This window comes from Treponema zioleckii, from assembly GCF_014737315.1.
GTDB classification, from domain to species: Bacteria; Spirochaetota; Spirochaetia; order Treponematales; family Treponemataceae; genus Treponema_D; species Treponema_D zioleckii.
In genome coordinates this window covers 1-20,041 of record NZ_JPUF01000071.1, presented here as the reverse complement: position 1 = coordinate 20,041, position 20,041 = coordinate 1, and the positions used below count along the sequence as shown (strand labels likewise).

The window sequence follows — 20,041 nt, the reverse complement described above, 5'->3', positions numbered from 1 at the left end:
CGGGGTTTTTTATTGGACTAAACTGTTTGCAGTTTTATTCACTGCTAATTTTTTGTCATGACAAAAAATGTCATTCCGAACTTGTTTCGGAATCCATGCTTCGACTTCGCTCAGCAAACACAGATGCTGAACTTCATCCAGCCTTCGCTAAACGAAGTTCAAAGTTTCCTTATTTACCAGTGCTCAAGAAGTCTGTTGTGAATGTTCTGTCTGGAACTGGCTGGTCAACAGTTACGTTAATCATCTTCATAGCTGTTGTGTGTCCTGTCTGAACGTTCTTCATAACGTTTTCCATTGGAACATTGTAAACACGGCCGTTTGTTCCTGGCATCTTTTTGATAGAGCGAATCTCGTTTACTTTTACGAGTTTTCCTTTTTTGTCGTACAACTCGATGTATGTTGGAATCCAAGCATCTTTTGTAATCCAAGAGATTCTGTAAGAATACTGGCTAGATTTTGGGTCTTTTGGAGTTGATTTTACAACGTAAAGATCTTTGAAGTTTCCTTTGTCTTCGCTTTCTTTAAGAAGCTCGTGTGTATCTTCCTCAACTTTGCGAGAGCTCATGTCATCGTAAGAGAAATCTGTTCCTACGAATGCTTTTGAACCGTCTGATGCAGCTACACGGCGAGTTGATTTGAGTGATGGAAGATAAATCCATTTGTCATCATCTTTGCCGTTGTTTTCTTTCTGCAAGAATCGTGTATCTTTTACAGATGCAGGTGACAAGAATACCATTACAACATCTGCGAGTCCGTTTTTGCTTCGTCCGTATTCACCAACGTTACGAGTTTCCTCAACCTTTCCGTTCTTAGAGAGAGTTACCTGTACGGCAGCTTTAGAAAAGTCTGGTTTCTGGCGGTCGTAAACTTTTGTCATAATTTGTGTTCCGTCAATTGCGAATGCTGATGCAGCCATTACGAATGTTGCAGCTACAGTTGTGATTGTTTTGATTAATTTCATAAAAGTGCCTCCTAAAAGTAGACTTTATAATTTCAAACTGCTCTATTGGTTCAAAGTTACGAACCAATAGAACTTTTTTGGCGGAAAATCCGCCGATTTTTTATTTATTCGCCTTTCTCGGCGAGTTTTGCTTTGTAAGCTTCTTTCTGCTCTTTTGACCACATGAATTTAGGGTCGAATGCGTTAAGAAGTCCTGGGATGATGGTCATTGCAAGTGCTGAGCTTGTGAACATAACTACTGCAACCAAAGCTCCGATATATCTCAAGATGATGAATCTTGAGAACAAGAGTACACAGAATCCGAGTCCTACCGCGATTGCGTTTGTAAGGATTCCTCGTCCGCTCGTCTTGAACGTCTGCTTTGTTACTTCCTCAAGGTCGTCTGTGCGTGCACGCTGCATTCGGTATGTTTCCATAAAGTGGATTGTGTAGTCGATACCTACACCGATTGCAACCGACGCGATGATGCTTGTACAAAGGTCGAGTGCGATTCCTGCAAATCCCATAACCATAAAGTTAAGAAGGATTGTAAGTCCGAGCGGAATTGCACCGATGATTCCGGCCCAAGGAGACTTGAACGACAGCGAAATGATGATGAATACCATGAGAAGTGACAGCGCGATACTTGTAGTCTGGCTGTCTACGACCATTTTTGTCATCATGTATTCCATTTCACCGTTTCCGGTTGCCTCAAGTTTGTATCCCTTCGGGAAGTATTTTTCTGCGTATGCCTGTGCATCCTTAATAATTTTCTCGGTGTCAGCCGTAGAGTGAGTTCGGAGCTGAACCTGAGTTCGGATTGCAGTCGGCATTGTCATATTGTTTGCGAATCGCTGAATCTGTTCGCTAGAAAGAAGATAAAGGTACTGAGTTACCAAATCTCCAAGTTCTGCGCGGCTTGCTACAGGGTACTTCGCAACATCATAAGGAATCTCGTAGTAGTCGATTCCGTTAAAATTGAGCTGTTTTTCAAGTTCGTTAACAATCTGGTCTACAGTAGCCTTGTTTCCGCCAGCAAGCGAGTAAGCTTTGTGGAGCATTTCAAGTCCTTCCTGCACCGTGATTGTTGACGCAAGCTTTTCTGCATAAGCTTTGTTCGGGTCAACGTATCCGTCGGTAGTATTTGTGCTAAGCTCTTCGTCGAGTGTTGGAACGTGCATAACTTGATTCATACGTTTGATGAATGTTGTGAACGAAACCATCTTTCCGATTCCATCGTGGCGTTCAAGAAGATAATCCTGCATTCCGTCAACGACTTTAAGAATTTCTGGATCGGTGAGCATGTAATACTGTTTTGGAGCTTCTGCCGGTTCTGCTGTATCTGTTCCGTCTGCAACCTGTGCGTCACTTCCGAATCCAAAATCGTCTGCGCTAAAACCAAAGTCATCTGTTGCAGCAGATGAATCTGTTGTCGAGTCCGCAGAGTCGAAGTTAAAGTCTCCCTCGATTGCATCTGCAACAGAATCTGCAGTTCCTGTGTCGCCGTTAGAGAAGTCAAAGTCGTTCGCAATTTCGTCTGATGTAGATTCCACTGGAGCTGAAGTCTGAACTTCTTCTGCTGTTTTTTCTTCTCCGCTAACGATAAGGTAGAGAGTGTTTGAACCTGCAAGATGTTCGTCAACGTAAGAAATATCCTGGCGGAACTTGCTGTCCGGCGGAAAGTAGTTTACGAGTGCCGTATCAACTACGAGCAATTTGAATCCGATTCCTGCAACGATGAGCACGAGTGCCGTCGAAACAATGAGTCGTGGTTTTGTGCCAGAGAAGAAGTGATAGAATGAATACAAGGTTGAGCTTGTAGCTTCTTCTGAACTCTGTCCGCCACGGCGTTTGAGCTGTTTTTCAAGGCGCATACGGATTTTTTTAGAAAGCTTTCCCTTGTTTTTCCAGTGCTTTCCAACGACTTTAAGCGGCGTAATGTAAAGCATTGCCGGAATAAAGGTCATTGAAAGGAGGAGGGAGAATACAACGCCGGCTGCAGCAAATACAGAGAATGATTTGAGCGGCATAATCGGGCTTGTAATGTTCGAGATGAATCCTGCTACAGTCGTAACGCCAGCAAGGATAACTGCAATCCAAACGTCTTTGAGACCGTATTCGATTGCGCCAGCATGTTTTTCTTTTGTAATCTCGCCTTCAATTTTGTCGAGACCGATGTAGTAGTGGGTAAGAACGTGAATACCGTAAGCCGAACCGCAGGCTACGAGACAAACCGGGATTACGCTGCCGATGATTGTGAATGTGATTCCGCAAAGACACATGATGCCGACTGACCAAACCGTTGCCATCAAAACTGTAATCAACGGGAGGAGTGTTCCGCTCCATGTGTGGAAAGAGAAGTAGAGCGAGAGAAGAACTACGAGAGCTACGAACGGAATGAGAAGCAAAAGGTCAGAAATCATAAAGTTGTAACCGTCATCGCTCAATACTGGGTCACCAAAGTAGCGAACTTCAAGGTCTGTGTCTTTTGTGGCTTCCTCACAGATTGTCTTGATGTCGTGCAAAGCCTTCATCTGCTTTTTTGAGTCGAGCATAACCATTTCTGGTTTGCCGTTAGCGTCAAGGACAGGTTCTTCAGAAACAACTTTGTTTCCGTTTTCGTCTTTTGAAACGACTTTTTTTGTGCGCTCAACTTTTGGTTCGAGCGTAATCATAAGCTGGGTTGTCTTTCCGTCATCAGTGATGATTACGCGGTTGTACATTTCCTGCCAGTCGATGAGTCTCTGCTTGATTGCGGCCATGTCTTCCGGGCTTCCAGTGTAGTCGTCGCCGCCGAGCATATTTGAAGCTTTGAGACTTCCTTCTTCACCAACGATAAAGTCCATATTCGAGAGAGAGTCGATGCTTTCGACGTACTGAACGTTCTCAATCTGTTCTGTAATCGCCTGAACGACCTTAATGTATTCCGGTGTGAGAATTGTTTCCCCGCTTGTCTCAAGTGAGATTCCAAGAACCATCATACTTCCGAATTCTTCTTCTGTTTTGAGCATTCGCTGGTATGACTCAGAACTCTGAGGCATGTACATTCGCACTGTATTCTCGATACTTATTTTGCGAAGCTGCCAACCGAAAAATACTGTGATTGCAAGGCTCGCAATGATTATGAGCCATGAGCATTTCAGCATTTTTTTTATCATAATGCATCTCCTTAATAAAATTTTTTTTCAAATGAATTAATCGGTTTATTGGTTTAAGCAATTAAACTTATAAACTAAATATAGCCTTCTCGAAAAAAACTGTCAATAATTTTTTGCTTTTTTTAAGATTTTTTTCTGGATTTTTTATCTAAGATTTTCTTTGAATAACCTTAAGTCTATTCTAATATTTTGTTTTATTCAATGATATTTTAAGAGAAGTTTGAAAAAATTCAGTTTTCTAAGTTCTCTTAACTTTTAATTTCTTTCAGAGTTTAGAAAATTGTCATATCGAACGGAATTCAGTATGTTTGCTGAGTTTATATTGCGCCCGCAGGATTTTTAGTGGCTTTTGTTGTAAAAAAAATATTGGCAATAAAAAAAATTAACGCTATGATAAAAATATTGATTGTGTTCAAATGATTAAACAGTTAAACTTGTAGTTATATTGAATTTGAAATTGAGGTACTTGAATATGATAGATGAGCAAAAAAAATTGGAAACCCGCCAGCTTTTTGAACGGTGCTCTCCAATGTTTATCGCGTTGGGAGATGCCGTTCGTCACAAGCTGCTTTTGGAGATTGCGGACGCCGGGGCAGAGGGACGCAACGTTTCTGATTTGACGGCGACAACGCAACTTTCGCGTCCTGCAGTTTCTCATCATTTGAAGGTTTTGAAGGACGCGGGAATCGTAAAGCCCGTAAAAATCGGCACGCAGATTTTTTATTGCCTTGACATAAAAGACAAAATCGGCTCGATAAAAGATTTGGTTCTTTCTATCGAGGAGATTGTTAACAATATGTAGAAACTTCGCTTTATTTTGCGAATAATTCCTGATGGCTTTCCATCCAATCAAAAAGGGCGTTCAGTTCATAGAGGAACGAAAGTTCGTCACCTGTCTGAATCGTATTTTTTGCGGCACGGGAAGCAATTTCTTTTACCTGCTGAATATTTTGATTTTCGGCAACTTTTGTAGCTGTTAGAATTTCTTTGTGGCTTGAGTCCATTTGCGAAAGAATCCGTTCCGTAAAGTCTAGGTTCTTGTGGCTGTCCTCGTTGATTTTTGTGAGTTTTATGGAAGATGCTTCCGCAGTTTGTTGCAAGTTGTCGATGATTGTGTCGTGAGATTTGTTTTCGGAAACAATGTTCTGAACTTTCTTGTCGAGTTCCTGCATTTTTGCATCAATGTCGCCTGCAAGTTTTGTTGTGCTGTCGGAAAGCCGTTTTACTTCATTCGCAATGATTCTGAATCCCTTTCCGGCTTCGCCTGCGCGCGCGGCTTCGATTGATGCGTTGAACGAAAGAAGTTTTGTTTGCTCCGAGACTTCCCTGATGTTTTTTACAAAATTGTTGATTTCCTGAATTTTGCTCGTAAGTGCTTTTACGTTTTGATCCATCATTTCGCGTCCGTTCTGCACTTGGGTTACGGTTTCGTTCAGTTCTTTGAATTCTGTACACATGTCTTGAATCTGCTGCCCGTTTTCCTGGGTTGTCTTCATCATTGTTTGTGCTTCTTCCTGAATAACCGTGCTGGATTTTGCGAATTTGTCCATAGCGATTTGTTGCTGATGATAAATCCCATCTTCAGAAGTGAGTTTGTTCAAATATCTTTTTAAAAATCCGCTTATATTGTTCGTAGAATTACATTCTTCTATCAAAACTGTAACTAAGTCTTTTCCTGCCTGCACAAGCTGGCTTGGTGTATATGTGTGCTCCATAAAAGTTAGTCTCCTATTACAAGTGCCACGAGAGTCTGATTTGAATTTATGTGACCGTACTGCTCTCCGTAGGTTGAGAATCCGCTGTAGACCGGAAAATATTTGTTCCAGATTGAAGTGACTGTTTGTGTCTGATTTTTCTTTTTGAATCCGAGTGTTCTCAGAATGCAGTTGAATAGGATTATGCAACCGGGATTTGGAATCTTTTCGCGCAACTCCCGACAAGATTTTTCAGTGATTTCTGCTAAGTTCATTGGTTCAAGGATTTCTTGCTCCGAGCCTTGCAAGACTCGCGCGTACATGTCAAGTTTTCCTTTTGCGTCAAATTGAACGAGTGATGCAATAAAAACTTTGTCGCCGAAAACGCGTCCGAACGGATGTTCAAGGATTGCTCCGTCAACAGCACTTTCGCTGATTCCGAGAATTTCCGCATAACGCTTTCGGGGATTTTTGTCGTCGATTGAAAAAACTTCGCGGGTGGCCGGGTTTACGCTCGTGAGCATAACGCTTTTTCCTGAGCGTTGGAAAATGTTTTCTTTGTAAATTTCAAACGGTGAATCTGTTTTTACGAAAAGAAAAACTCCGCCATGCGAAGAACACTGTCCGTTGTAGCTGACTAAAGTTTCCTTGAATTTTGTGTCATCGCCCGCAGAGCCGCCTGCCACGAGAAAATTCGGGTCTTTTATGAGACTGTACAAGAGCGAAAGTAAACCTTCTTCGGCATTTAAAAGTCCGCAGATCAGTGAAATTGCAAAGGCATTTTTGCCGGCGGTTGGCGAAGAAAGCGCGATTCCGGCTGCACTTGCGGCATTTTCTATGTCTTGTTTGTAGACAATCGGAAATTTGTCGGCATCATCAACAAGAATACCTTTGAATCTTGATTTTGTGTCGTAGAGGGCGTTCAAAACGATTGTATTTGTCGTGAATCCTTCTGAAGTTATTTCTCCTGCCGTCGTTGTTCCGATTACTTCTGCGCTCGGAAATGCGTTATGAAGCTCTTGTGAAAGTGTTTGAAAATCATAAAACGAACTTGCAAAAAAAATTATGGCAGAGTAGCGTGATGGATTTTGCGTAAGCTTTGAGCATAAATCCCTTGCTGCCGAAACTGAGTCCTTTAAGTTTGTTTGGACAACTTCCTGTTTCATGTTATGCTCCTTTACTAATAAAATATCCTTAAAATATTAATTAAAAAAAATTAAAAATACAAGGCTCAATTTTAAGAAAGCATTTTTATGGAAGTGGCGAATATTGGTTTTCGGGAATTCTTTTGTAAACCCCCGAAAATACATTTAAATACGATGGGAAGTTAGAAATTTCTTCCGTTCCAGCCCCAGTTTTCAAAGCCAGAATAGGTGATGTAAATTTTGTCGCCTGGAATTCCGAGTTCTTTGTCAAAAATCTCGCAAATTTTTCCTGTCATTTTGTCGCAGGCAGACGGATTTTCGCCTCCGTAAAGCTGAACCTGAACGAATGCGCCTTTTTCAAGCTGCTTTCCGGCAAAATAAAGACTTGAGTTTGGCTCAAAACCGAGCATCAAGTAAGATTCTGGTTTTCCGAGAATCGAAATGGCTTTTCCGAATTCTTTTGCAAGTGCGTCGCGTTTTTCTTCTGAAAGTTCCATCGTGACTTTTGAATTAATCATTGGCATTTTGTTCACCTCGTTATTTTTATTGCAGCTTCAAATCTTAAAGCTGACTTTTTGCACTTTCGTTATCGTTTTTTTGAACAGCTTGCAAGTCGCTTTTCAAAGCGGGCTATCCAAAAAGTTCGTTTTATAGTGTCATTCCGAACTAAACACCTGTCATCCAGAAAATCAGCTAAAGTTGCTGCACTAGTATAAAGAATAACAAATAAGAGTCATGCTGAACTTGTTTCGGCATCTATATTTAGGGATTCCGAAACAAGTTCGGAATGACCAGTTATTTTAAATCCAATGTACTAGTTTTCCAAAGGAAAACTAGTGGGAAACGCACAAGTCAACTTAAATTCTAAAAATCAACTAAAGTTACAGCACTAGTTTTCGAAAGGAAAACTAGCGGGAGACGCACAAGTCAACTTAAATTCTAAAAATCAACTAAAGTTACAGCACTAGTTTTCGAAAGGAAAACTAGCGGGAGACGCACAGGTTAACTTAAATTCTAAAAATCAACTAAAGTTACAGCACTAGTTTTCGAAAGGAAAACTAGTGGGAAACGCACACGTTAACTTAAATTCTAAAAATCAACTTATAGCGTTTCCCTTTATTCATAATCCTCGTGGTCGTATTTTTCGCTCCAGTCACGCTTATTTTTCCAGGATGACGATTTTTCTTGGAGCATTTCGGCATCTTCGCGGCCTTGAAAAACTCGCCATTCTTCGTACCGCTCTGAAATCGGCTGAGAATCTTTGTTTTTTTCTTGTAAATCTTCTTTTCCGTTAGCCATAAAAACGAGTATAGCATGTGCAAATCTTAGTGTCACGCGAGAAAAAATTGATTTTTGACTTTTTTCTTCTATATATATGATGTTTGTTCGAGTGGGCTGCGGATGTTTTGGCTAAGGATTTACTATTTTTTTACTTACAGATAGATTTATTCTTATGGAAAATAATTTTAAGGCTGTTTTGTTTGATATGGACGGGGTTCTGCTCGATACGGAATCTGTTTGCAAAATTTGTTGGAATCGTGCTGCAGCGGAATATGGTGTTGATGATATTGAGAAGGCATATTATGAGTGCGTTGGTACGAATACGAATGATACTTTGCAAATCTTAAAAAAGTATTGTGCCGGAAAAGTTAGCGTTGAAGAATTTCATAATCGGACTGGCGAACTTTTTTATGTGGTTGAGCGGGAGCAGGGGCTTAAGAAAATGCCTTACGTTGTTGAGTGTCTTGAATCCTTAAAATCTCGCGGGCTTCGTTTGGCGGTCGCTTCTTCGACACGTTGGGAAAATGTTTCGCGTCAGCTCAAGGCTGCAGGAATTTTTGATTTTTTTGAGACGATTACGACAGGAGACACTGTTGAGCATTCAAAACCTGCGCCAGACATTTATATCAAATCATTTGAATCTTTGTCGCTCTTGCCGAATGATTGCGTTGCGGTTGAGGATAGCCCTAACGGTGTTAGAGCTGCGGTTGCGGCTGGCTTAAAGTGTGTTATGGTTCCTGACCAAATTCAGCCTGATGATGAAATGAAAAAAATTGCCTGGAAAATTATTGCTTCGTTAAAAGCCTTGCCAGAAACGATTTAAAAAAACATTTTTTTTGACAAGTAGCCGATACGAATTTAGAATAAGAAAAAGTCACTTGAGAAAAAAATGTTATTTCCCAGCCTGACTTAAGGAGGTTCTTTTATGGTAACGTTTTTTGTTGCTTTAGCCATCCTTGTTGTTGGCTATTTCGTCTACGGCTCGCTTGTAGAAAAAATCTTTAAGCCTACCGACAATCCTACGCCTGCTATATCAAATCCTGATGGCGTTGACTATGTTCCGATTCCTGCTGCAAAGGCTTTTTTGATTCAGCTTTTGAACATTGCTGGTTTGGGACCGATTTTTGGTGCTATTTCCGGAGCGATGTGGGGACCTAGCGTTTACATCTGGATTGTTCTGGGTACGCTGCTTGCCGGTGCAGTCCACGATTTTATGGCTGGTATGCTCTCTGAGCGAAATGACGGTGCTTCGATTTCTGAAGTTACCGGTAAATATCTTGGACCTGTAATGCACAATGTAATGCGTGTGTTCTCAGTAGTCCTTCTTGTTTTGGTCGGTGTTGTATTTATGGTCGGACCGGCTGGTCTTCTTGCAAAGCTTACCACTCCGTCTACTCCTTGGCTCGACATCAAAGTTTGGACGATAATAATTCTTTGTTACTACTTCCTTGCAACTCTGTTGCCAATCGATAAAATCATCGGAAAAGTTTATCCTTTCTTCGGAATCTTGCTTATTTTGATGGCATTCGGAATCATTATTGGAACTATCAAACATTCTGGTGAGAGACCGATGATGGAATTCACGTTCAAGAATCTTTATCCGGGAAATGTTGACGGTACGGGGGTAAAACCTATTTGGCCGCTCATGTTCATTACTGTAGCCTGCGGTGCGATTTCTGGATTCCACGCAACTCAGTCTCCGATTGTTTCGCGCTGTATTAAGAGCGAGAAAGAGGGACGAAGGATTTTCTACGGTGCAATGGTCGCTGAGGGAATCATCGCGTTGATTTGGGCAAGTGCTGCCGTAGCGTTCTTCTGGAACAAAGACGGAAGCGGAACTGGTCTTTCGGCTCTCAAAACAATTGGTGGCGGAAACTCAAGCTCTGTTTACGATATGTGCGTTGCATTGCTCGGTAAGGTCGGCGGCCCAATAGCATTGCTTGGTGTAATCGTTTGTCCTATCACTTCTGGTGACACTGCGTTCCGAAGCGCGCGAATGACGATTTTTGACTGGTTCAAGCTTGATGAGAAAAAAATCAAAGTTCGTTTGAGTGCGGCTATTCCGCTTCTTCTTATCGGTTACGGAATTTCATTCATCAACTACAATGTTGTATGGCGATACTTCTCTTGGTCTAACCAGACTTTGGCGATGATTGTTCTTTGGGCTGCTGCAGTTTATCTTGCAACGAACTATGAGAACAAGAACCGATGTTGGATTGCTGCTGTTCCTGCAACGTTCATGTCTGCTGTTTCTATCACATATTTGATGTACGCTCCTGAGTGTTTAAACTTTGGTGCAAAGGGTGCTTCTGGTCTTACGATTTCGTATGCTGTTGGTGTTGTTGCTGCTGTTCTGTTCCTTGCAATTTTCTTGTTAACTGCTTACAGAAATCCAAAAGCAAGTCTTGAACGACAGAACGGAATTGTGATTGGTAGGAAATAATGGAACCGCGGAAGGTTGACTTTTAGAGTTTAGGTTGATTTTGTGCGGTTCCCGTAAGTTTTGCTAAAGCAAAACTTACGCACTGGTGGGGGGCCTTACAGGTGTTTCAACTTCGCCGCAACAAGCAAGGCGGCGAAGTTGAAATGCAGATTTGTTGCTCAGCGAGTCGCGAGCAACTTTTGAACTGCGGAAAGCTGGCTTTATGCGTTTAAGGAACCGCCACGAGTTGGTTTTTGAAGTTTAACTTGATTTTTGGCGGTTCCCACGAGTTTTCTAAAAGAAAACTCGTGCTCTGGTTAGAGAACTTGCAAGATTAAAGTGCAGTTTTGTTGCTCAGCGGGTCGCGAGCAACTTTTGAACTGCGGAAAGCTGGCTTTGTGCATTTAAGGAACCGCCACGAGTTGGTTTTTGAAGTTTAACTTGATTTTTGGCGTTTCCCGCGAGTTTTCCAAAAGAAAACTCGTGCTCTACTTAGAGAACTTGCAAGATTAAAGTGCAGTTTTGTTGCTCAGCGAGACGCGAGCAACTATTGAACGTCTGAATGTTGAACTGCAGATTTTCTAAAAAAAAGAGAGCTGTCGCTTTTTAGGACAGCTCTCTTTTTTATATTGGCGGGCGATCTGTTGTGCAAAATTCAAAAGGTATAAGGTTCAATTTTGAGTTTTTACAAGCCCATCATTCCGAACTTGTTTCGGAATCTCTTTCAGAACAGAATGGCAGATGCTGAAATAAATTCAGCATGACTCACACCTTATGGCTGCAAACTCGAAATTCGGCCTAAAAATCTGCTCTGGTGGTAGCGAAGAGGAATAAAAAAATGATTATGAACGGTGCGAGTGAAGCGAGTCAGGTTCCTATTCCGTTCAGCCATCATTTTTTAGGCGGCGTAGCGGACGCCAGAGCAGATTTTTACATTTACAAGTTTATAATTTTAGTTTTCTTCCTTTTTGATGCCCACCGTTATGACTTTTATTTTCTTTGATCGGGAGAACAACAACTCGCTTTCTTCTTTTGGAAGTTCGTTGCCAGCAAAGGTACGCTCTTTTCCGTCGGTATAAGTTACGCAGATTCCTATAGACTGAGCCTGATATTCAATAGGTGTGCCGCACCAGCTGAATTTAACTTTGCCGTCGGTGAATTCACTTTTTTCGAGGAAGTGAGGATTGAAAACGGCTTTTCCGTCGTTCATGTCTAGTCCAAGTTCTCCAAAGCGTGCAAGAATTTCTTCTTTTACCTGCCCAGTCATTCCTGGCTGCCGTGCGCCTTGCAAGTACGGCGTGTGCGAATACGGGTCGAATGGGAACGCGCCGTATACTTCAGGCGTTTTTGCACTTCCAAGTCCTCGTTTTACATCTTTGTATGCGCTAAAAAGAGAATCTTTGTTGTTTGTAATGTTCTCTTGAACGGCGAGCAAGAGTTTTGAGACCATGTGCCAGTAAATGCAGCCGAGGCCTTCGTAAGCGTAGAAAGTTCCTGAGCGTCCTGTGAACGACTGGTGATTGAAAGTTTTTTCGTAAAGAGCTTCAATCAAGGCGAGTTCAAGTTCGTTCGGGCGGATTTCTTTATCAAGATTCGCAACGAATTCCCTTATTGTCTCTGCGTTTCTGAATTGCGCATTAAAATGATAGTTTCCGTGCAAATCCATCTTTAAAATCTTGCTTCCAGTTTTTGCGATGACACCCTTCAGAGGTTCAACTTCGGCTTCTGTGAGCGTGTTTTTTTCTGTAAAGTGCTTGAGTTCTGTGTTCGGGTAAAGCATGTAAGAATGCTGAGATTTTTCGAACAGAGGGCTGTTTCTCAATGCAGTTACAAGCTGAACTTTTTCTGTTTTTGAAGGGACTGAACAGCTCAATGCTGCAACCTGACCTTCAAGCATGAGTTTCAAGTGCATTATGCTGAGTTCTGAGTCTGTGAACAAAACCGAGTTGTATGAATGGTAAAGCCCGTCTTCCCGTTTGTTTGCCTGAATTGAGCGGCGAACGCTTTCTTCAAATGACTCCAAGTCTTTGATGAGCTCTTTTTTGCTGATTTGAACGCATTTTCCTGCGAAGCCTTCGCGGTATAAGGAGTTTCGTTCTGATTGAAAAACAAAGCCTGCTTTGTCGCAAAATTCTTTGCGTTCCGTGTCGGTGAGCGAAGTTTTTTGATTCAGTTCCGCGTACAGATCTGCCGTTTTCTGCAAGGTTTCTAAAACAGTCTTTGCAATCGGGAATGAATCTTCCGGGCTTTCTTTTAACAAATCGAGAAGGAATTTGAGCATTCGCTGCAAATAGCACATCGTGACTACGGAAGTGCCGTAACCCGCAAGCGCGTTGTTCGCGTCATTCCATTCAGGTCTTTGCGTGTTCATCCAGATTCCGGCTTCTGGAATATGATTCAGCATTTTTGCAAGAATCAGCTGAACGAGTTTTGTCGTCATTGTGGTGAGCTGAACTTCACCGTTTTCATGAACCAAGAATGCGTCCGTGCCAAAAGTTTTGGCATCTTTTTTTAGCTGAATGTCAAGTTCGTGGTCAAAAACGATTGAAGAACGTGGCGTTTTGCAAATTTCAGAGTAACTTTTGAGCCTGTAAGGTAAATTTGCGCTTGAAAAACTTTTTTCGCTCAAAAGAGAAATAAGCCCTTTTTTGTCATACTTCGCCATGAATTCAAGAAGTTTCTGCAAATAAATTACCTGATGGTCGCCCCAGTAGCCGTACTGTGCCCACGGGTTTCCTTCTTCCGGCACTTCCCAGTCGATTCCGTTCCGGCTTATGCGGTATGGATTGAATCCTTCGATTGTCATTGCGTCAAGGAACACCGAAATTACGCTCTCGCAGTATTCCGGGTAAGACCACAAGAGTGCTTCCCAGTTCTGAAAGATGTCTCGCCAGTTTCCTTCATAGCTGATTGCGTCGTTGCCGTTTTCGTCGAGCAGGTCAATGCTGAATTTGTTCCACGGTCGGCTTGGGTCTCCGTGCCGGCGCGAGAAGGTGAGAGGCAAATATTCGCGGAAGAGTCGCATTAGCTGCGGGCTTTTTTGTGCGGCGAGAATATTTTTAAGCTCGCTTCTCAAAATCATTTTGCCTTCTTCGTTTTTTAGAGTGTCCGCGAGCGCGTTTTTGAGTGCCTTGTTTCTCTGGCCCGCAAAACGCAAGAAGTCTGCGACAGAAATCTTTCCGTCGTTTGCAAAAATTCCTCCGCGCATAATGTTGAACATTACGTTCGTTCTGTGGTGAAGGTCTCCGATTCCGTTTTTGGTTTCTTGCAAGCCGTCTGCGGCGGCGATGTTCAAAGTTAGTTTTTCTTCGGTTTTTGAAATGTCGTCCAGAAGTTTTTTTACGGCCTCGCTTCGCTGCAAGATTTCTGATTCAAGCTGAACGAGTTTTGTGCTGTCGTAATCCGTGTCGAGAACTTGCTCCCAGCGTTCTGCGGATTTTCCCAAAAGTTCAGCCGAGTGGATGATGTAACATTCGCCGCGTTTTCCGTGCAGTTCGTTTATGCCTTCGAAGGCGTTGTCCAAAAGAATCGCGCTCTTTCCATCGATAAAATATGGAATCGCCATGTCTGACAAAATAACTTTGTCGTGCGTCGAGAACCAGCAGACGTTCGCACTGAGTGCTTCGCTCGGCTCGGCGCGGTCGGTGAGGACAGAAGAGAGCGAGAAGAGGGCGATGTTTGATTCCTTCGTAACTTCGCTTTTTTTGTACGCGTCAAGAAGCACGCTTTTTGTGTTCTGAATTTCTGACGGACTGTGTGCGCTCATAATGTTTCTGGCTCCGTCGAGGATTTCGATGGAGATTTTTTTGTCCGTCAGGTTTTCGATGTGGCTCATTTTTACGAGTCCGTATTTTGAGCTGCTTGTCCAGCCGTATCTGAACGAAAGTCCGAGGGCAAGGTTCACTTCTTCAAACCAGATTTTGCTTCCGTTCTGATTTTTGTAGAGATTTCTCTGGATTTCCATTTTTTCTTCGTAGCGACTTACTCCCGTGTACGAAAGATTTTCGAATGGCTGCCAGACTATGCCTTTTTTTCCGTCATTTTTTACCCGAATAATCGTAACGGCACCTGTTGTGCCTTTTGTGTCTGAAAGTTTGTCGCATGTGTAATAAGGAAAAATCGCAAATTCGCTGTTGCGTCTTCCTGCGCTGATTCCGCCTTGTGCCCAGCAAAAATTCCATACGTCGCTTGAACTGGTGACTGTCATAAAAAAGTCGGTCATGCAGTCAAAGTTTTCTATTTTGTAAAAAGATTCTCCATCCAAGAATACCTGGCTTCCGGTCGCCTGTTTTTTCATAAATCACCTCTCGTTTAAAATACATTTTCTTTTAAGATTGATTAAAGCGGGGAATTGGTCAAAATAATATCAAAATCTTTTTTTCTCTGTCAGTATTTTGACAGTTTATGCAATATCCTTATAGTTTGGGTGAATTTTCCGTCGTATAACAGATTAGACTTGTTTGTAAACCCATAAAATGATTGTCACAGGACTTCCGCATTATAAACTTGCCGGTGTAAAAAAAATGTCTGCACTACCGCGAAAAAAATGTTTTTGTTCACGCGGTGCAAGGTGTAAGGAACCTTATTAACGCCGCAAAGCGGCTCACCTTGCAAACGTTCACAAAAGCCATTTTTTCGCTCTCGTTCCGACAATTTTTTTTAGTCTGTTTGCACATAATGCGGAATCACTGACACGAAATGGAAGTTATCGAACAGGTCTATTGTACGTTAAATTTTTGGAGGATATATGAAAAAAACTTTGTTTTGGGGACGGCTTGCGGCTGCTTTTATGCTGCTTGCTATTACGGCTTTTACAGCCTATGCCGCTGGCGGGGCAAAATATGCTTTTAATTCCAAAAAAGCCTTGAAGGACAAGGGGAGTGCAAAATTCAATGAGAGCGTTACGGCTCTGGCCCTTGTGAATGACATGAAGACTGGCTGGAATCTTGGCAATACTCTTGATGCGAATGCCAAAAGCGGTCTTGAATCTGAGACTAGCTGGGGGCAGCCTTTGGCGACAAAAAAACAGATTGATGCGCTTTCTGCCGCTGGTTTTAAGACGATTCGTTTGCCTGTGAGCTGGAAAAATCATATTATCGACGACAAATATACGATTGACCCGGCCTGGATGGCCCGCGTAAAGCAGGTTGTGGACTGGGCGATTTCTGACGGAATGTACGTTATTCTGAATGACCACCACGACAATTTTGAGAACGAGGGGGCCATGAGTTACGGGGACGGCTACTATCCGAGTTCGCTCAACTACAATGAGTCACTTCGTTTCGTAAGAAATTTGTGGGCGCAGATTTCGCTGGCGTTCAACAAGGGCTATGACGAACATTTGATTTTTGAAGTTTTGAATGAACCTCGTCTTCGCGGACATGCCCATGAATGGAATTACAATCCGAGCTGCACGGCTTGCAAGGATGCTGTTTCGAATTTGAACAAACTGAATCAGCTTGCGCTGGACACAATCCGTGCGTCCGGAAAAAACAATAAGAATCGTTTTGTGATGGTGACTGGTCTTGCGGCTTCAATGAATTCTTTTACGTCGCAAAGTTCATGGAAACTCCCGAACGACAGCGCGGAAGGCAGACTTTTGCTTTCGGTGCACTTGTACGTTCCTTATCCGTTTGCGATGCAGAATCCGGGGGTTTCTGAGTTTACGGAGAATTTGACAGCGGAACTGTCGTATGATTTTGAGTGGCTCAACGAGCATTTCGTAAAAAAAGGCGTGCCTGTGGTTATTGGCGAGTACGGGGCGACGAACAAAAACAATACCGAAGACCGCGTTAAGTGGTTCAAGTTTTTTGTGAGCGAGTCCAGAAAGTACGGCATGGTTGCCTGTCTGTGGGATAACGGCGATTGGAACGCAAGAAACACATTCGAAGAAAAGTTCGGATTTTTTAACCGCGAGGAAGGCACGTTCTATTTTCCTGAGATTATCGAAGCGATTATGGAAACGCTGCAAGTTGACTTTGCGAATAAAAATTAGCTTGTGCGTTTCCCACCAGTTTTTCTGATGAAAAACTGGTGGGTTGGTGCTAGGGGAGAGTTTTGCAGGGGAGACACGGATGAACTCAGATTAGCACGGATGGGGCACAGATAAAATGAAAAATGCGCTTCGAGTCCGCTCAGCGTCCGTTACGCACTGCCCTCGGTGGTTGAGTAGCGAAGCGTATCGAAACCACAGATGAACGCAGATGGACACAGATAGGGCACAGATGAATTGAAAATTGAAAGTTGAAAAATCGTTAGATTTTTCGAATCCGTGTGGCAATTTAAGAACGAAAATGTCGTTTCCGTGTGGTTTCGACTCCGCTCAACCACCGCATTTGGGAAAGGCTCCCGAACACTTCTACTTATCCTCAAAATAAGGAACTTTGCTTTTGTTTATGGTTGGATTTCCTCGTTTTAAGGGAAAAGGATTTTATTCAAAATCTTAGTTCCTTATTTTAAGGATTTTAAGTTTTGAAAAAAATTCATCTTTCTTACCATGAGGAATACCGTTTTATAAAAAACTAGCTTTCCTTATCTTAAAAAAATAAAAAAAATCCGCGATTCTGTTTAAAAATTATTATTTCGTTCAAGATTTTAATATTTTTCTGCATTTTCTTATCTGATACTGAACTCGTTAATTCAAAAAAAGGGGGAACCGATGAGAATCAGTAAAAATCTTAAGGTCAGTAGTGTAGCAGCTGTGCTGCTCGGTTGTTGTGTTGCCGCAAATGCGGCCGATGTTAAGGCAAACATTATGATGCATGGTGGGCTTATGAACGTCCAGAAAGAGAAAAAGACTGGCGACAAGGAATGGGCTTATCTTTTGAATCAGCCTAAGAGTCAGATTGACAATCCTGGCGACGGAATCATTCTTTCTGTGGACGACGGACTTATTGGCGCACAGCTCGCTTTGTGGTACAAGAGCGCAACTGCCTCTGCTGAAAATGAATGGCAGGCATATTTTAGACGCTCTTACATTTGGTTCAAACCAATCGACACTTTGAAGATTCGTTTGGGCTACGTTGGAAACGACACGTTCTTTAAAGAAAAAATCGACGAGTGGAAGGTAGGAAGTCCATTTGCCGTTACGGAACGTGACTGGTCAAAGCATCCTGCTTACATCAACTGCAACGACGTAGAAGGCTGGGGATTCGGCGTTGAATATCGCCCGATTGAGCAGCTCGTTTTGAACGCGGGAATCACACCGGGAAAGCAGGGACACGTTGAATCTGACGCGAACAAAGACACTGCCGCAATCTACAACAAGGACGGCGACACTGCAACATATATCGCTCCGTGGGGCGTGGGCGCAAAATATTACTGGGATAAATTTGAATTCCAGGCTTCGTTCAGAAGCGGCGGACGCGATAAGACAAGCCGAAAGAGCACTTGGGGGGTTGCTCGATTCGGCGTGGGCTATTCAGACGACAAAACATATTCATTCGTGCAGCCAATCTTGGGACTTGACTACAACACGACAAACGACAAATGGGAATTCAACGGTATGTGTCTTGACCTTTACAGCGAAGTGTTCTTTGACGCATGGACAGTTATGTTCCATGCTCCTGTAACCTTCCGATGGGGAGACGCAGACACTGACATTAACTACATGGAAGCAAATCTTAAGGTTAAGTACAACACAGGAACTCACGGAAATCTTGATGACGTTGCTCCATACATTCAGCTCGGTTCAAATCAGGATGATGCCGCATGGGGAAATACAGTCACACGCGTATGGCTTTTGGACAAGCACTTTGCAGATTCATTCAATTTGACTTACAAAGCCGGCGTAGGCTTTAAAATTTCTGCTGCCGAACTTGACCTTGGCGTAAAATTCGACCAGTTCTCTGAATATCACAAGGCACAGTACGGAAAATCTTGGGCTGTAAGCGTACCGTTCTCGGTTAAGATTAAGAATTTCTAGTACATCGAATATCGATTAATCGTCATGCCGAATTCATTTTGGCATCTCAAATGCAGAGATTCTGAGACAAGCTCAGAATGACACTTGCTTAGACTGCGCTCATCAACCGGCGTTCAGAAAATTGGTGATTGAGAGCAGTCAAAAAACTTGCTGCTGCCTTACCACAAAAAAAACGTAGGTGAGCATAAAAATACCGCGAAAGCGGATTCTAAAAGGAGAAGTCTATGAAAAAAGTTTTGAGAAACATTGTATGCGGTCTTGCTGCCGTAAACTTGGTTGCCCTTGCAGTTTCTTGTAGCGACGGGCTAGATGACGATGACCCGTTCGTAAAAGGCGGAGTGATTACGAATCCGAATACGGGGGAAACTGGAGAAAATGGCAATAGCTCTGGTGATGCTAATGCAACTGTAATTTTTAGCACTGAAACTGTACTTGATTGGGATATGAGTAATACTGTAAAGATTGAAGCTTCTAAATTTGCAGACGCGACAGATACATCAAAAATAGTTATTACTTATGTTGCCGATGATAATACTGATTATCATACATTTAAGTTGATGGGGGGGGAGGGAAACGAAAACGAATTGTATGCAGGAACCGCTGAGGGATTCTCCATTAACACAACGGCGACAAATTCTGATGATTTACACGGTTGTCAGTTTACTACAGCGCCAAGTACAACGGCTACTAATCTGAGTTATACTCCAACTGATGCAGAATGGACAAAAATCAAAACAAATGGTTTTGCAATTATTGGTCACGGTGCAAAAGTCACAAAAGTCGCACTTGCAAGCTCAGCTACTACCAATAACTCTGCTGCTGAACCGGGGTACGGGGGGGGGTATTGATACTCCTGCTAGTAACGTAGGACCTGTCACTTTTAGCACTGCACGAAAGGCTTATACGTTGACAACTTCTAAAGCAGTAAAAAAAGATGATGTTGGTCTTACATTCCAGCTTTTTGACGGCGGAAGTAGCGTTACTCTCACAAATGTAAAAGTTTCTGTAAAAATTGGGGAGGCTGAAGCAATTGAAAAAACATTTGCATCTATTACAGTTGAACATCATGATTGGGATGCAAATAAAAATGAAGCAAATGCCCGCGTAAATCTTGAGCTTGGTTCTGCTGATGAAGAAATTGCAAGTGGAACGACTGTAGTTTTGCAGATTCTTGAAGGAACTGTAAGCGATTCGTCAAAAGTTGACGGAATCACATTCGCATTGCAGCAAGATGGAAAAAATAATGAGTGGGATATGCTCACCGCTGCGACTAGCAAGGCATTTGCAGAGTAAATACCTCCATCAGATGTAAAAAAAAGTTAAATCCAGTCAATAAAAGATACCTCCACGCTCCCGACTGCAAAAAAAAGCACCTTGCGGCCGGGAGCATTTTTTTTGCTGGGGGAAAAGAAATGCAATGCTTCACATTCTCAAAGTTGCTCGCGGCGCGCGAGCAACAAAACTGCACCTCGACCTT

General features: G+C 42.6%; 14 protein-coding genes. 7 read left to right on the top strand and 7 right to left on the bottom strand.

All coding sequences use genetic code 11. From position 1 onward, the window contains the following. Window positions 1-169: 169 nt before the first annotated feature. Window positions 170-961, bottom strand: coding sequence for an outer membrane lipoprotein-sorting protein (locus JI65_RS14620; protein ID WP_191017903.1), 792 nt, complete (start codon window positions 959-961; stop codon window positions 170-172). 104 nt (window positions 962-1,065) lie between these two features. Then, window positions 1,066-4,098 (bottom strand): efflux RND transporter permease subunit, encoded by a 3,033-nt coding sequence (locus tag JI65_RS14615; RefSeq protein WP_191017902.1) that lies wholly within the window; start codon window positions 4,096-4,098, stop codon window positions 1,066-1,068. Window positions 4,099-4,570: 472 nt separating this feature from the next. On the opposite strand from JI65_RS14615, the gene JI65_RS14610 reads away from it, so the two are divergent. Continuing rightward, window positions 4,571-4,900: an ArsR/SmtB family transcription factor gene (locus JI65_RS14610; RefSeq protein ID WP_191017901.1), complete on the top strand. Its 330-nt coding sequence runs from the start codon at window positions 4,571-4,573 to the stop codon at window positions 4,898-4,900. Between the two features lie 10 nt (window positions 4,901-4,910). Here JI65_RS14610 and JI65_RS14605 read toward each other — a convergent pair whose 3' ends face one another. The 4 genes from JI65_RS14605 to JI65_RS14590 all read right to left on the bottom strand — a co-directional run bounded on the left by JI65_RS14605 (window position 4,911) and on the right by JI65_RS14590 (window position 8,236). Next, on the bottom strand, window positions 4,911-5,813 hold the full coding sequence (locus tag JI65_RS14605; RefSeq protein WP_191017900.1) for a methyl-accepting chemotaxis protein: 903 nt from the start codon (window positions 5,811-5,813) through the stop codon (window positions 4,911-4,913). A gap of 5 nt (window positions 5,814-5,818) precedes the next feature. Further along, window positions 5,819-6,958: an FIST signal transduction protein gene (locus JI65_RS14600; RefSeq protein WP_191017899.1), complete on the bottom strand. Its 1,140-nt coding sequence runs from the start codon at window positions 6,956-6,958 to the stop codon at window positions 5,819-5,821. A gap of 161 nt (window positions 6,959-7,119) precedes the next feature. Continuing rightward, a complete protein-coding gene (locus tag JI65_RS14595; RefSeq protein ID WP_191017898.1) occupies window positions 7,120-7,461 on the bottom strand; it encodes a phenylpyruvate tautomerase MIF-related protein in 342 nt (113 codons plus the stop codon). Between the two features lie 592 nt (window positions 7,462-8,053). Further along, the gene (locus JI65_RS14590) at window positions 8,054-8,236 is read right to left on the bottom strand and encodes a hypothetical protein (RefSeq protein ID WP_191017897.1); all 183 of its coding nucleotides are present in this window, start codon (window positions 8,234-8,236) and stop codon (window positions 8,054-8,056) included. A 154-nt stretch (window positions 8,237-8,390) separates the two neighbouring features. Here JI65_RS14590 and JI65_RS14585 point away from each other — a divergent pair, with 154 nt between their 5' ends. Both JI65_RS14585 and JI65_RS14580 read left to right on the top strand, forming a co-directional pair. After that, the gene (locus tag JI65_RS14585) at window positions 8,391-9,041 is read left to right on the top strand and encodes an HAD family hydrolase (protein ID WP_191017896.1); all 651 of its coding nucleotides are present in this window, start codon (window positions 8,391-8,393) and stop codon (window positions 9,039-9,041) included. A 102-nt stretch (window positions 9,042-9,143) separates the two neighbouring features. Further along, on the top strand, window positions 9,144-10,661 hold the full coding sequence (locus tag JI65_RS14580) for a carbon starvation CstA family protein (RefSeq protein WP_191017895.1): 1,518 nt from the start codon (window positions 9,144-9,146) through the stop codon (window positions 10,659-10,661). 931 nt (window positions 10,662-11,592) lie between these two features. On the opposite strand, the gene JI65_RS14575 is transcribed toward JI65_RS14580, so the two are convergent. Beyond that, the gene (locus JI65_RS14575; protein ID WP_191017894.1) at window positions 11,593-14,937 is read right to left on the bottom strand and encodes a hypothetical protein; all 3,345 of its coding nucleotides are present in this window, start codon (window positions 14,935-14,937) and stop codon (window positions 11,593-11,595) included. 450 nt (window positions 14,938-15,387) lie between these two features. On the opposite strand from JI65_RS14575, the gene JI65_RS14570 reads away from it, so the two are divergent. The 4 genes from JI65_RS14570 (at window position 15,388) to JI65_RS14555 (ending at window position 19,857) form a co-directional block, all read left to right on the top strand. Next, window positions 15,388-16,635: a glycoside hydrolase family 5 protein gene (locus JI65_RS14570; protein ID WP_191017893.1), complete on the top strand. Its 1,248-nt coding sequence runs from the start codon at window positions 15,388-15,390 to the stop codon at window positions 16,633-16,635. Window positions 16,636-17,298: 663 nt separating this feature from the next. Further along, window positions 17,299-18,564 (top strand): hypothetical protein, encoded by a 1,266-nt coding sequence (locus tag JI65_RS14565; RefSeq protein WP_191017892.1) that lies wholly within the window; start codon window positions 17,299-17,301, stop codon window positions 18,562-18,564. Between the two features lie 224 nt (window positions 18,565-18,788). Next, window positions 18,789-19,412 (top strand): hypothetical protein, encoded by a 624-nt coding sequence (locus JI65_RS14560; protein ID WP_191017891.1) that lies wholly within the window; start codon window positions 18,789-18,791, stop codon window positions 19,410-19,412. A 58-nt stretch (window positions 19,413-19,470) separates the two neighbouring features. Further along, on the top strand, window positions 19,471-19,857 hold the full coding sequence (locus JI65_RS14555) for a hypothetical protein (protein ID WP_191017890.1): 387 nt from the start codon (window positions 19,471-19,473) through the stop codon (window positions 19,855-19,857). Window positions 19,858-20,041: the final 184 nt, after the last annotated feature.